Origin of the sequence: Mesorhizobium loti, from assembly GCA_014189435.1 — a bacterium.
Classification (GTDB): domain Bacteria; phylum Pseudomonadota; class Alphaproteobacteria; order Rhizobiales; family Rhizobiaceae; genus Mesorhizobium; species Mesorhizobium loti_G.
On the sequence record CP050293.1, the window covers coordinates 6,462,599 to 6,474,627 of the forward strand.

Genomic DNA, 12,029 nt, shown 5'->3' on the forward strand with positions numbered 1-12,029 from the left:
CTTTCGAGGTTGTCACTCGAGAGCAAAGTGATGCGCGGCATCGTCGTGGATCGGTACTCAGTATCCGGGTCATTGATCAGCGTCACAACAGTGGGATCGCTCACTTGGCTTGTGTCGCTGATCTATTCTCAGGAGAAGGGGCTGCTTGCGGCTCTCGGCCTGGGGGGATTGGTCGCGCTTCTCTTGTTTGACGGGCTCCGGGACAAGAGGGTGGATCAGCGAGAAAGCAGATGGTTCAGGCTCTATTTTTCGCTCATTCCCTGCTTTCTTTTCCTTGTCTATGTCTATCTTGAAAGTGTTTTTGGCTATTTTGACTGGGGTGCGATGTTCATGCATGCCGGCGGCGGGATGCTCACGCCCGGTGTCGTTTTTGACTATTTGTGGAATACCGGAAGCACGATGCTGGTCATTCTAGCCGTTCTTTTCGGCCTCGGCGCCCTGAAGGCGCGTGGCACGCTGACGAGAGGAATGGATGTCGCCCTGATGGCGTTCTTCCTGGCGGCAAACCCGATGCTGACACGGCCGATCGCCGCCGCGATCCACCTCAATCCGCTGCATGATTTCCTATCCAAGCGGTTCGTCGACATCAGCTCCCTGGCAGAGCCGGAGGCAGAAGCAGCGTCCGCCAACACCGCGCCAAAGAACCTCATTCATATTTTCATCGAGAGCGCCGAGCGCACCTACATGGACGAGGCGGAGTTCGGCGACGTCATGGGGCCGCTACTCGAATTCGACAGGCGGGGCGTTTCGGCGACCAACATGGTGCAACTTGCCTACACCAACAACTCCATCTCGGGGATGGTCGCTGCGAACTGCGGAACGCCGCTGCTGATGACGTTCTTCACGACGCGCCAGTACCTGGAGGAGAGTTCGCAGTTCCTGCCAGGCCTGACCTGCCTGGGCGATGTCCTGAAGGCGCGGGGCTATCAGCAGAGCTTTGTCACCGGTTGGCCACTCAGCTTCACAGGCCAGGGGACATTCTATTCCACCCATGGCTATTCATCGCTTTTTGGGGGACCCGAAGTCGTGGCTGCCGTCGCCGGGCGCGGCAGCGCTTTTGGCGCCGATGACGCCGAGGTTCTCGATTTGAGCCTTGACGTCTTGCGGCGCGCGCAACGGGACGGCAAACCGTTCTCGCTGACGATCGCCGTCAGTGGTGGGCATGCGATGGATGGCTACCTCACCGACAAATGTATCGGCAAGACGGGACTGTCTCCACAAACCCCCAACATTCTCCATGCCGTGAAATGCACAAACATGCTCATCGCGGACTTCATTCACAAAGCCGAGGCCGAAGGTCTGATGGCCAATACCGTCCTGGCGTTGCAAAGTGACCACCTTAGCGCGCCGAGCAAAGTGACGGATCGCCTGAACACGCATGAGCGACGCAACTTCTTCTCCCTGTCGGGGGATGGCGTTCCTGCCAAAACGCACACCGGGCTTTCGGGAACGATTGACATATTTCCCACCATCCTGGACGCGCTGGGCGTGCCGCCCCCCAATGGCCAGGCTGCCTTTGGCGTCTCGCTGCTCGGGGATCGACCGACGCTGGCCCAGGAACTTGGACAGGCTCGGTTCGACGATGCGATCCATGCCGAGGATGTGCTGGCCAGATCATTCTGGCAGCCGAAACCGGAGCGGAAGGCTGCGGCGCCTGGGACTGATGCGCTTTAAGCTTTCGTCTTCAAGCATGTCGTTCTCCCAGAAACCCGAGCCACTTTTGGGCGACATTGCATGCGTGCCGAAGCGCACCAGTGCATATGTCCCATGCCAGCTGTCGCCCTGATGCGAAAAAGGACTGGAAGAAAAAGGACCGGAAGGTGTGACGCACCGCTGTATCCGTCCGATCGAAAGTAGGAGACGTTTCGCGAACAGCTATGGTATCGGGAGCTTCGGATATGAGAGAGCCATGAGCGAAGACCTTCCCATCCTCAATCCCGTCGAAGCGCGCATACTCGGCTGCCTGATCGAGAAGAAAGAGCTGACGCCGGATGTCTATCCGCTGACGCTCAATGGCGCGCATGCCGCGGCCAACCAGAAGACGGCGCGCGAGCCGGTGATGGCGGTCGAGCTTGTCGAGGTCAGGCGGGCACTCGCCCAACTGGAGCAGAAGGGCCTGGTCCGGCAGGTCTTTGCTTCGCGCGTCGAGCGCTACGAGCATCAGGTGGCGCAGCGTTTCTCGCTGACCTCGGCGCAGATCGCGCTGGTCGGCCTGATGCTGTTGCGCGGCGCGCAGACGGCGCATGAATTGCTGGCACGCGCCGAGCGCATGGCGCGGTTTTCGTCGATCGACGCGCTGCGCACCGATCTGGACCTGCTGATCGGCCGCCGGCCGCCGCTGGTCCTGCTGATCGAGCGCTGGCCCGGTCAGCGCGAGGAGCGCTTCATGCATCTGCTGAGCGGGACACCGCAAATCTCGGCGATCGCCTCGCACCAGGTGCCGCCGGCCGTTTCATCGGCCTTCGGCCTCGAAGAGCGCATCAGCGCCCTCGAGCAGGAGGTTGCGAGGTTGCGCGCCCGCATCGAGGCGCTGTCCGGCGAAGAGGGTTAGGCTCATCGCCTCGAGTAAACGCCGCTTGCTTCGCCGTCGGGGTCGATCAGCCGCAACTGCCCGCCGTCCAGTTGCCAGCGCAATGAAACCGGTTTCAGGTCGCCGGGCTTGAATTTCCACAGGCCTGTCAGGTCGGGCCGGCAGCCGTTGACGGATTTGTAGGTTCCCGCCGTCGGCGTGAACACCAGGGTCGAGCCGCGCACCGAGGCCTTGCCGGTCTTCAGCGTCAGCGACCGCACCTGGCCGCAGCCGTCGACCAGCGACGACTGAAACAGCGCGTAATAGCTGCGCCCGTCAGCCCCGAAGGTGAAGGTGATGCTGCCGCCGCTGCCCGGTTCGCAGTTGCTGAACGTGTCGCAATAATTGCCGCTGGCGACAGCAAAACCCCATTTGCCGACCAGTGCCGCCGGCATCGCGCCGAGGCGGGAGCGTGTCGTCGGCCCCTTGCCCTGGCCGTAGGCGCCGCCGGCGCTGAAGGCCAGCCAGCTGGCGAGCCCGACAAGTGCGGCCCGGCAGGCGTGGTGTGACGAGGCCCTCAACATCCCTTGCTCGCGACAAGCTGTTTCAGATAGGCAAGCCGCGTTGATATGACCTGGTTGGCGATCGCCATCTTGCCGGCAGGCGCCATGCCGCCATATTTCTTCGGCGCCGGACCGGCGCCCTGGGCGCCCTGATAGTTGGCGGTCAGTTGCCGCAAATCCGCGCAGGACATCGAGGCGTATTTCGCCTGTTCCTGCGGGCTGATGGTGGCCGATTGCGCCATGCCGACGGAGTTGGCCGCCGCCATGCCGGCCATGCCGACGACCGCCGAAACCGGATTGATGCCGACGCAGCCGCACAGGCCAAGGCACAGGACCGGCGCCGCCAGGATCGCATGCCGGGCGGCGTTCATGGCCGACGCTCCCCGCTACGCGACGACGGCTTGAGGTCGCGATGGTCGACGACGGTTCTGCCGAGAGCGATGGACAGAAGATAGACGCGCGGATTGAAGCCCGCCGAGGCGAGACCCGACAGCGTCTTGAACAGTTGCAAATGATACATCGAACCCCCTTGTGGTTGTTTGCGATGCGCCTTCCGATCGGAAGCGCGCCGCAAACTAGGTCCGGCAAAAGCGGGCAGCTTGGACGCAGCGGCCCCAAAAACGGCCCAAACGGCCCTGTATTGACGTTTTCAGAGCTGCGGCGCATATGACCGCGCTTCTGTTTGACCTGAGGCTTGGGGGATGCCGATGACGGCGACGATGGGGCCAACCACCTCGTTCAGGCTGATGACGGACGCGCTTCCGGAGCGGGATCGCGTCGAGATCATGCGCGAGGTCTATGGCCGCACGGTGCTCAAGGTCGACCTCGATCCGCTTGGGCCGACGCAGGTCGATATGCGGGTGCGCGCCTTGCCCGGCCTCGGCATCGCCACGGGCACCTGCTCCGAATTCCGCGTCCATCATTCGACGCCGTTGATCGACAGCGACGATCTCGTCCTTCTGGCCGCCCTCGATGGCGCCAGCGTGATGAAGCATCGCGGCCGCGAGGAGCAGGTCGGCAACGGCCAGGCGCTGATGATGAGCGGCGAGGAGGTCGGCCTCAATGTCATCCAGCCCGGCGGTCTTCGCTTCGTCAATATGAGCTTCTCGCTCAGAGTGCTTTCACCGCTGATCGGCGACCCGGCCCTGGCGCTGATGCAGCCGCTGCCGACCAGCGGCGGGGCGATGCGGCTGCTGCTCGACTATGTGCAGTCGATCCAGGATGCCGGCGACGTTCTGACGCCGGAGGCCTGGCATCTGGCGACGACGCATATTTTCGATCTCATCGCCCTGGCCATGGGTGCCACCCGGGACGCGGCCGAAATCGCCCGGGGCCGAGGCGTGCGCGTGGCGCGGCTGCGCGCCATCAAGGCCGACATAACAGCCCATGGCGGCGACCTGTCGGCCGAAGACATCGCCCGCCGTCACCGCCTTTCCGCCCGCTACATCAGGAAGCTGTTCGAGCGCGAAGGCACGTCGCTGTCGGACTTCATGCTGTGCCAGCGCCTGCTGCGCGCGCACCGGATGCTTGGCGATCCGCGCCAGGCCAGCCGCAGCATCACGGCGATCGCTTTCGAGGCCGGCTTCAACGACCTGTCCTATTTCAACCGGGCGTTCCGCCGGCGCTATGACGCGACGCCGTCCGATGTGCGGGCGGCCGCGCTGAAAGACTGAGCGCAAACGAAAACGCCGGCCCAAGGGGCCGGCGCTGTCTGGATGGACTTGCCACTCGCGCCCTTCACCCGAGCCTGGCGTCGAGCGATACGTTTATGGCGCCGAGCGCCTTCGAGACCGGGCAGCCGGCCTTGGCCTTTTCGGCCAACTCGCCAAACTTCGCAGCATCGATGCCCGGCACCTTGCCGACCACGGTGAGGGCGCTGCCGGTGATCCCGGTGCCTGGAACCAGCGTCACCACCGCCTTGGCGTCGAGTTCGGTGGCGGGCGTGCCGTTCTCGGCCAGGAAATGCGAGAACTGCATGGCAAAGCAGCCGGCATGCGCGGCGGCGATCAGCTCTTCCGGGTTGGTGCCGGATTTGCCGCTCTCGTCCTCGAAGCGCGCCTTGAACGAATAGGGCGTGCCCTTCAGGGTCCCGCTCTGGGTGTCGAGCGTGCCCTTGCCCTCTTTCAGATTGCCTTTCCAGACGGCGTTTGCGGTGCGGTCCATGAATTCCTCCTTGGTTGTCGTGGCTGGGGTTGTCGTGACTTGCTGTCGGGGCTGAGCCCGGCGTCCGGTCAACTATAGCGCGCGCGGACGCGAAGGCCACTGCGCACTTTGAACTACGGCACAGTGTCGGCGATGGTGGCGAAATCTTTTCTGAAAAAAGCAGATGCGAAAATGTCGACTTTGGCTTCCCTCGCCCGTCCTGCGGGCGGCCACGGGATTCATGGCCGGATGGAGGTTCACATGGACAATCTGTTTTTCGCACTGTGGCAAGGCGCAAGCGGCAAGGCCGGGCGACGAGAAGACTTCTGGCTGCATCCGCCGGCGTCCGGCTTTGGCCGGCTTCTGGCGGCGGTTGCCATCATCGGCATCGCGGCATGCCTTCTCGACCATGCAGCCGCGGTCAGGGACAACGCTGACACCCTCATCACCGCATCCGATGGTTCGTCGCAGCAAGGGAGCTGGAAATGAAATATGTCTGTCTGGTCTATGGCGAGGAAAAGGATCTTCACGCGCTGACCCCCGAAGGGTCGGCCAAGCTCGATGCCGATTCGCTGGCCTATGACCGATCGCTGGAGGAGAAGGGCCTGCTGATTGTCGCGCAGGCGCTGCAATCGGTGAAAACAGCCAAGACCGTGCGGCGGCGCAAGGGCAAGCGGCTGGTCATCGACGGTCCGTTCGCCGAGACCAAGGAGCAACTGCTTGGTTTCGTCATGATCGAGGCAGGGAATCTCGAAGAGGCGCTGGATATTGCCGCCGGTATTCCGCTGGCCGAACTCGGCACGATCGAGGTCCGGGCGGTCTACGACATACCGGGGTCATAGAGCCTGCCATGGGTTGCGGCCGCTTCGAAACCAGGGCGTCGGGCTGAGCCAACGTTCTGGGTTCGGTTTCGTGCGCAACTTTTGCGTGTTGAAGCCAGCCAAGAGTTCTCCTATCGTCGCCAGGATTTTGGGGGATGTCGGCATGCCGTTCTTGATTGCTATCCTTGGCGTGTTGGGCGCGGCGGCGTTCTGGTGGTACCGGATGAAGGCGATGAACGACGCGGCCCGCGAGGTTGCGGACGTTGTCGGGCGCGTGCAAGGCAACATCCGCCGCAAGAAGCTGCGCAAGCAGGCCGCCCTGTCGCCGCTGACGGCGATCGACGATCCGGTCGTTGCTGCGGCAACGCTCATCACCGCCATCGTCTCCGAGAATGGGCCTATCCTGCCGCAGCGCGAGGCCGTCATTCGCGCGGTGATTTCCGAGATCGCCGACAAGAAGAAAACGGACGAAGCGGTGGTCTACGCCAAATGGGCGGCGTCACAGATCGACGACACCACAATCGTCATCGACAAGCTGGCGCCGTTCTTGCGCGAACGCCTTGATGTCGCCGAGCGCAACGATCTGCTGCAAATGGTCAACCGCGCCGCCCAGGGCGGCGAGAAACGCCTTGAGATATCCGACCAGAGGATATTGCGACTGCGGCAAAAGCTGGGTTTCGAAGTGAATTGAGCGACAGCGCTCAGATCGCCTCGCCCTTCAACAATCGTGGCGTGCCAGCGGACAACCCCGACGCCTGGCGGATAAAAAACGCCTTCAGGCGCGGCATGCGTTCGACCAGGCCGAGGCCGATGTCGCGGACGGTGCGCAGCGGGCCGATGTCGTTGGAAAACAGCCGGTTCAGCACATCCGTGGTGACGCCCATCTGCACCGTGTCGAAACGGCGCCATTGCTGGTAGCGTTCGAGCACGTCGAGCGCGCCGATGTCCTGGCCGAGCCGGTCGGCCTCGACGATCACCTCGGCAAGTGCCGCTACATCCTTGAAGCCGAGATTGAGGCCCTGGCCGGCGATCGGGTGGATGCCGTGCGCGGCGTCACCGGCGAGCGCGATGCGCGGTGCGACGAAGGCGCGTGCGATGGTCAGGCCGAGCGGCCAGGCGCGCGGCTTGTCAGCGACGCGGATCTCGCCAAGCTTCAAGCTGAAACGCTGTTCGAGTTCGTGTTCGAAAACGAGATCGTCGCCGGCCACCAGCTTCTCGGCATCCTGGGTGCGTTCGACCCAGACGATCGACGAGCGGTTGGTGCCGTCCTCACCGGGCTTGAGCGGCAATGTGGCAAAGGGGCCGGCCGGCAGGAAATGCTCTTCGGCGCGGCCATTGTGCGGGCGTTCATGCGCTACCGTGCAGACGATGCCGGACTGGCCATATTCCCACTTCACCGTCTTGATGCCGGCCATGTCGCGAAGCTTCGAGTTGACGCCGTCGGCGGCGACCAGCAGTCGCGCCTTCAACGCCGCACCGTCGGCCAGATGCACTGACATGCCGGCGCCATTGGTTTCGAAACCCTGCACCGCGACGCCTTCGATGATGTCGATGCCGAGCCTTTCGGCGCTGGCCCGCAAGGCGCCGTTCAGCACCTTGTTGGCGACCATATGCGCAAACGGCTCCCCCGGCGCCACTTCGCCGTCGAAGGTCAGGAACACCGGACGCACCGGATCGGAGGTGCGCGAATCGGTGATGATCATCTCGGTGATCGCCTGCGCCTGCGGCGCGATCTCGGCCCACACGCCGAGCTGGTCGAGCATGCGGCAGGCGGCGGCGGCAATGGCCGAAGCGCGGCCATCCCTTTGCCAGACGCCAGCAGGCGCGGCATCGACGAGAGCGATGGCGAGACCTGGGCGCGCCTGCTTCAGCGACACCGCGGCGGCCAAGCCGACATAGCCTGCGCCGGCGACCAGAACATCGAGGCCGGATCTGGTTTTCGCGTCCGCCTTGCGTTCCATCATCTTCGCTCCTTGCGCGCCGGTCGGGTCTTGCGCCCTTGACTGCCTGTCCGTCCTGTCGGAAACCGCCATAACACTTCTGCGGCGAGGGCGCGAAATATGACGGCAGCCATGGACGAGCTTCTCGGCATTCTCGACCTCGAGAAGCTGGAACACAATCTGTATCGTGGTCGCAGCCCGCTGCTCGACTGGCAGCGCGTCTTCGGCGGCCAGACCATCGCGCAGGCGCTGGTGGCCGCGCAGCGAACCGTCGATCCCGATCGCCATGTGCATTCGCTGCACGGCTATTTCATGCGGCCCGGCGACACCAAGGTGCCGATCGTCTACGAGGTCGACCGCATCCGCGATGGCGGCTCCTTCACCACGCGGCGTGTGGTGGCGGTCCAGCACGGCCAGGCGATCTTTTCGCTGGAGGCTTCGTTCCAGCAGGACGAGGTCGGTCTCGAGCACCAGGTGCCGATGCCGCAGGACGTTCCAGGGCCGGACACATTGCTGTCGCAACGCGAATTGCTGGGCAAGTTCGGCGAGGCGGTGCCCGAAGGCATCAAACGCTACTGGGAGCGCGACCGGCCGATCGAGATGAAGCCGGTGATGCTGAAGCATTACACGAGCCGGGAGAAGCTGGAGCCGAAGCAGAACATCTGGATCCGCACCACCGGTCCGGTGCCGGCGGATCGCGCCGTCCAGGCGGCGGTGCTTGCCTATCTCTCCGACATGACGCTGCTCGACACCTCGACTTTCGCGCATGGCCGCGCGATTTTCGACCGCGATATCCAGGCGGCGAGCCTCGACCACGCCATGTGGTTCCACCGCAGCCATGCACTCGACGACTGGATGCTCTACACGCAGGACAGCCCGTCGACACAAGGGTCTCGCGGCTTTACGCGCGGCTCGCTGTTTGCCCGCGACGGCACGCTGATCGCCTCGGTTGCGCAGGAAGGGCTGATCCGGCTCAAGCGATCGCCTACAGAGTAGGCATTTTGCGAAAATTGCCTTATTTTTAAGCAGATGCATCGCCGCAGCTGTGAACAGGTTGCCTCGGCACGCTCCTCAATCTCTTTGTTTACAACGGGTTAACACACTGCTTCGGCACTTGGCACGGAGCTTGAATCCTCGTGGGCACTCTCCGGCTCTTTGGGATCGGTGAAGGTGTGCAAACGCGGGGGACCGCAACAGCAAAGGGTGAAACCTTATGAAAATCGTGATGGCAATCATCAAGCCGTTCAAGCTCGACGAGGTACGCGAAGCGCTTACCGCCGTCGGCATCCAGGGCCTGACCGTCACCGAAGTCAAAGGCTACGGGCGTCAGAAAGGGCATACGGAAATCTATCGCGGGGCGGAATACGCGGTCAGCTTCCTGCCGAAGATCAAGATCGAAGTCGCGGTCAGTGCCGACATGGTCGACAAGGCCGTCGAAGCCATCACCGCCGCCGCCAAGACCGGCCAGATCGGCGACGGCAAGATCTTCGTTTTCGGCATCGATCAGGCGGTGCGCATCCGCACCGGCGAAACAGACACCGACGCGCTCTGAGCGGCGATCACGTATTCCAATGGAGAGTTCAATGAATATTCCTTCCACCTTGAAGACGACGGGACGAGCCGCCCTTTTGGGTTCGCTCGTTCTCGCAGCATTGGGCACGGTCGCCGCCTTCGCGCAGGAAGCGGCTCCTGCCGCAGCCGCGGCCGCGCCGGCTGCTGCCCCGACCCCGGTGCTCGACACCGGCAACACCGCCTGGATGCTGACCTCGACGGCGCTCGTGCTGATGATGACCATTCCGGGCCTGGCGCTGTTCTACGGCGGCATGGTGCGCAAGAAGAACGTGCTCGCCACCATCATGCAGAGCTTTGCCATCACCTGCCTGGTGACGGTGCTGTGGTTCATGTTCGGCTATTCGCTGGCCTTCTCCGACGGCGGCGGCGTGAACAGCTATATTGGCGGCACCTCGAAATTCTTCCATCACGGCATCACCACTGCCTCGCTGTGGCTGCCGGGCGTCGCGAACATTCCTGAATTCGTCTTCTCGATGTTCCAGATGACCTTCGCCATCATCACCCCGGCGCTGATCGCCGGCGCCTTCGCCGAACGCTTCAAATTCTCGGCGCTGCTGATCTTCATGGCGCTGTGGTTGCTCGTCGTCTACGTGCCGATCGCGCATTGGGTCTGGGGCGGCGGCTTCCTCGGCACGGCTGGCGTGCTCGACTTTGCCGGCGGCACGGTCGTCCACATCAACGCCGGTGTCGCCGGTCTCGTCTGTGCGCTGGTTCTCGGCAAGCGTGAAGGCTACGGCACCACCAACATGGCGCCGCACAACCTGGTCTATTCGGTGATCGGTGCTTCGCTGCTGTGGGTCGGCTGGTTCGGCTTCAACGCCGGTTCGGAACTCGCAGCCGACGGCCTTGCCGGCGCTGCCATGCTCAACACCCAGGTTGCCACCGCCGCGGCGGCTCTGGCCTGGATGTTCGCCGAATGGATCGTCGCCAAGAAGCCTTCCGTGCTCGGCATCATCTCGGGTGCGGTTGCCGGTCTCGTCGCGGTGACGCCGGCTTCCGGCTTCGTCAATCCGACCGGCGCCTTCATCGTCGGCATCGTTGCCGGCGTCGTCTGCTACCTCTCGGCGGTCAAGGTCAAGCACATGTTCGGTTATGACGACTCGCTCGATGCCTTCGGCGTGCATGGCGTCGGCGGTATCATCGGCGCCCTGCTCACCGGCGTGCTCGCCGACCCGGCGATCAACAGCCTCGGTGCAGGTGCTTCGCTCGGCAAGCAGATCTACGGCGTTGCCGTCACCATCGTGTGGACGGGCATTGCCACCTTCGTGATCCTCTACATCGTCAAGGCGCTGGTCGGCCTGCGTCCGACGACCCAGGAAGAGGTCGAAGGCCTCGACATCTCCCAGCATGGCGAAGTGGTGCCGTAAGGCCAGCTTAGCCACGGGGCCGGCGGAACCCTCCTCCCGCCGGCCCCTTATCTGGCCACACAATTCCGAGCGGAAAGCGCTGCACAGTTTTCCTGGAATTGTTTGAAAAATCCCGTCGTGACGCTCCCGAAAGGAGTTCACGCATTGAGGCCCGGATCACGTCCGGGCCTCTTTTTTTGGTACAATCGCCCTGCCAATGCCGGGATGCGGGAAATCACGTTCGTGTGATCGAGGCTTTTGAGGAAACATCGACCGCTCTGGCTCCGAACTGTGGGGACGATCGTCGTTCGACGCTCGTGCCAAACAACAGGGAAGGAAACCATCCCGTGAACCTCAAGAACATCTGCCTCGGAGCGCTCGCTCTTGCCATGGTCAGCGGCACGGCATTTGCCGGCGCTCTCGATGAACCGGACAACATGGCGCCGTTCTTCACCGACGCCGGTATGAAAACCATGAAGCCCAAGGCCGACTTCAAGGCCGCCTGGGATTCGATGGCGAAGGACAAGCAGGACGCGATGATGAAGGAATGCCAGGACGCGGCGATGAGCAAGCCGCATGCGGAGTTCTGCGCGAACCTGCAGGCGCTCGGCGGCGCCAACTGATTTGCCGCGATCGGGCCGAGGCCCGATCTCTTATTGCCAAACGACCAATGGCGGGCACGCAGGCCCGCCATTGTTTCGTTCGGGCAGCAGCACTATCCGCCGGCGCCGTCGTCCATCATGGTGCCTGTCAGCGCCTCATAGGCGCTGCTGCACGTCCGGGATTGGGGGCAATTTCGGACAATCAGCACGGGCGCCACCGTCAGGACGGCCGCGATCAAGATCCGCACGCCGAGACCCAGCACGGTAAATCCCTTGCCGAAAAGACCTCTGAACAGAAAATACAGGCCTTGTCCCAGGCAGGCTGTGGCGAGGATGTGCAGGAGCGGGACGGTCGCTCTGGCAAAGGGCGTCACGTAGCCGTCCGGGAAGCCCACCATGCCGAGTTCGGCAAACCAGTGCAAAGCGAGCAGGAGACTGAGCCCCGCCCAGGCCAGTGCCGCCACGCGAAGGAAGACGGATTGCATGCCTAGATCCCAAATTGGTGACCCCTGCGGTCCGCTCTCGCGCTATCCC

The 12,029-nt window shown here is 63.3% G+C and carries 16 protein-coding genes; 10 read left to right on the plus strand and 6 right to left on the minus strand.

The annotated features are described in order from the left end of the window. The first annotated feature begins 30 nt into the window (after window positions 1-30). Both HB777_30995 and HB777_31000 read left to right on the plus strand, forming a co-directional pair. Window positions 31-1,674 (plus strand): sulfatase-like hydrolase/transferase, encoded by a 1,644-nt coding sequence (locus HB777_30995; GenBank protein QND67940.1) that lies wholly within the window; start codon window positions 31-33, stop codon window positions 1,672-1,674. A 235-nt stretch (window positions 1,675-1,909) separates the two neighbouring features. Continuing rightward, on the plus strand, window positions 1,910-2,551 hold the full coding sequence (locus tag HB777_31000; GenBank protein ID QND67941.1) for a DUF480 domain-containing protein: 642 nt from the start codon (window positions 1,910-1,912) through the stop codon (window positions 2,549-2,551). A gap of 2 nt (window positions 2,552-2,553) precedes the next feature. On the opposite strand, the gene HB777_31005 is transcribed toward HB777_31000, so the two are convergent. The 3 genes from HB777_31005 to HB777_31015 are packed head-to-tail and all read right to left on the minus strand — an operon-like array spanning window position 2,554 to window position 3,592. Further along, the gene (locus HB777_31005) at window positions 2,554-3,093 is read right to left on the minus strand and encodes a hypothetical protein (protein ID QND67942.1); all 540 of its coding nucleotides are present in this window, start codon (window positions 3,091-3,093) and stop codon (window positions 2,554-2,556) included. After that, a complete protein-coding gene (locus tag HB777_31010; GenBank protein ID QND67943.1) occupies window positions 3,087-3,443 on the minus strand; it encodes a hypothetical protein in 357 nt (118 codons plus the stop codon). Before HB777_31010 ends, HB777_31005 begins: the two co-directional genes overlap by 7 nt. Then, complete coding sequence (locus HB777_31015; GenBank protein QND67944.1) at window positions 3,440-3,592, minus strand: hypothetical protein; 153 nt, start codon at window positions 3,590-3,592, stop codon at window positions 3,440-3,442. Before HB777_31015 ends, HB777_31010 begins: the two co-directional genes overlap by 4 nt. 181 nt (window positions 3,593-3,773) lie before the next feature. Here HB777_31015 and HB777_31020 point away from each other — a divergent pair, with 181 nt between their 5' ends. After that, entirely contained in the window at window positions 3,774-4,745 is a 972-nt protein-coding gene (locus tag HB777_31020; protein ID QND67945.1) for an AraC family transcriptional regulator, read from the plus strand. Between the two features lie 64 nt (window positions 4,746-4,809). On the opposite strand, the gene HB777_31025 is transcribed toward HB777_31020, so the two are convergent. Further along, window positions 4,810-5,235 (minus strand): OsmC family protein, encoded by a 426-nt coding sequence (locus tag HB777_31025; GenBank protein ID QND67946.1) that lies wholly within the window; start codon window positions 5,233-5,235, stop codon window positions 4,810-4,812. Window positions 5,236-5,475: 240 nt separating this feature from the next. On the opposite strand from HB777_31025, the gene HB777_31030 reads away from it, so the two are divergent. The 3 genes from HB777_31030 (at window position 5,476) to HB777_31040 (ending at window position 6,726) form a co-directional block, all read left to right on the plus strand. Continuing rightward, a complete protein-coding gene (locus HB777_31030) occupies window positions 5,476-5,703 on the plus strand; it encodes a hypothetical protein (protein ID QND68958.1) in 228 nt (75 codons plus the stop codon). Then, window positions 5,700-6,056 (plus strand): YciI family protein, encoded by a 357-nt coding sequence (locus tag HB777_31035; GenBank protein ID QND67947.1) that lies wholly within the window; start codon window positions 5,700-5,702, stop codon window positions 6,054-6,056. The genes HB777_31030 and HB777_31035 overlap by 4 nt, the downstream gene beginning before the upstream one ends. Before the next feature lie 142 nt (window positions 6,057-6,198). Next, a complete protein-coding gene (locus HB777_31040) occupies window positions 6,199-6,726 on the plus strand; it encodes a hypothetical protein (protein QND67948.1) in 528 nt (175 codons plus the stop codon). A 10-nt stretch (window positions 6,727-6,736) separates the two neighbouring features. Here the strand turns inward: HB777_31040 and HB777_31045 are convergent, their stop codons facing one another. Then, entirely contained in the window at window positions 6,737-7,996 is a 1,260-nt protein-coding gene (locus HB777_31045) for a ubiquinone biosynthesis hydroxylase (GenBank protein ID QND68959.1), read from the minus strand. 99 nt (window positions 7,997-8,095) lie between these two features. Between HB777_31045 and tesB the strand changes: the two genes are divergently transcribed. The 4 genes from tesB to HB777_31065 all read left to right on the plus strand — a co-directional run bounded on the left by tesB (window position 8,096) and on the right by HB777_31065 (window position 11,516). After that, a complete protein-coding gene (gene tesB, locus HB777_31050) occupies window positions 8,096-8,971 on the plus strand; it encodes an acyl-CoA thioesterase II (protein QND67949.1) in 876 nt (291 codons plus the stop codon). A gap of 217 nt (window positions 8,972-9,188) precedes the next feature. Then, window positions 9,189-9,527, plus strand: a complete 339-nt coding sequence (locus HB777_31055; protein ID QND67950.1) for a P-II family nitrogen regulator — start codon at window positions 9,189-9,191, stop codon at window positions 9,525-9,527. A gap of 31 nt (window positions 9,528-9,558) precedes the next feature. Continuing rightward, window positions 9,559-10,914, plus strand: coding sequence for an ammonium transporter (locus HB777_31060; GenBank protein ID QND67951.1), 1,356 nt, complete (start codon window positions 9,559-9,561; stop codon window positions 10,912-10,914). Between the two features lie 326 nt (window positions 10,915-11,240). Then, complete coding sequence (locus HB777_31065) at window positions 11,241-11,516, plus strand: hypothetical protein (protein ID QND67952.1); 276 nt, start codon at window positions 11,241-11,243, stop codon at window positions 11,514-11,516. A 92-nt stretch (window positions 11,517-11,608) separates the two neighbouring features. Here the strand turns inward: HB777_31065 and HB777_31070 are convergent, their stop codons facing one another. Then, a complete protein-coding gene (locus HB777_31070) occupies window positions 11,609-11,980 on the minus strand; it encodes a hypothetical protein (GenBank protein ID QND67953.1) in 372 nt (123 codons plus the stop codon). Window positions 11,981-12,029: the final 49 nt, after the last annotated feature.

Coding starts and splice junctions, on each gene's coding strand:
- HB777_30995 (QND67940.1), top strand. CDS start 31: ATGCGCGGCATCGTCGTGGATCGGTACTCAGTATCCGGGTCATTGATC.
- HB777_31000 (QND67941.1), top strand. CDS start 1,910: ATGAGCGAAGACCTTCCCATCCTCAATCCCGTCGAAGCGCGCATACTC.
- HB777_31005 (QND67942.1), bottom strand. CDS start 3,093: ATGTTGAGGGCCTCGTCACACCACGCCTGCCGGGCCGCACTTGTCGGG.
- HB777_31010 (QND67943.1), bottom strand. CDS start 3,443: ATGAACGCCGCCCGGCATGCGATCCTGGCGGCGCCGGTCCTGTGCCTT.
- HB777_31015 (QND67944.1), bottom strand. CDS start 3,592: ATGTATCATTTGCAACTGTTCAAGACGCTGTCGGGTCTCGCCTCGGCG.
- HB777_31020 (QND67945.1), top strand. CDS start 3,774: ATGCCGATGACGGCGACGATGGGGCCAACCACCTCGTTCAGGCTGATG.
- HB777_31025 (QND67946.1), bottom strand. CDS start 5,235: ATGGACCGCACCGCAAACGCCGTCTGGAAAGGCAATCTGAAAGAGGGC.
- HB777_31030 (QND68958.1), top strand. CDS start 5,476: ATGGACAATCTGTTTTTCGCACTGTGGCAAGGCGCAAGCGGCAAGGCC.
- HB777_31035 (QND67947.1), top strand. CDS start 5,700: ATGAAATATGTCTGTCTGGTCTATGGCGAGGAAAAGGATCTTCACGCG.
- HB777_31040 (QND67948.1), top strand. CDS start 6,199: ATGCCGTTCTTGATTGCTATCCTTGGCGTGTTGGGCGCGGCGGCGTTC.
- HB777_31045 (QND68959.1), bottom strand. CDS start 7,996: ATGGAACGCAAGGCGGACGCGAAAACCAGATCCGGCCTCGATGTTCTG.
- tesB (QND67949.1), top strand. CDS start 8,096: ATGACGGCAGCCATGGACGAGCTTCTCGGCATTCTCGACCTCGAGAAG.
- HB777_31055 (QND67950.1), top strand. CDS start 9,189: ATGAAAATCGTGATGGCAATCATCAAGCCGTTCAAGCTCGACGAGGTA.
- HB777_31060 (QND67951.1), top strand. CDS start 9,559: ATGAATATTCCTTCCACCTTGAAGACGACGGGACGAGCCGCCCTTTTG.
- HB777_31070 (QND67953.1), bottom strand. CDS start 11,980: ATGCAATCCGTCTTCCTTCGCGTGGCGGCACTGGCCTGGGCGGGGCTC.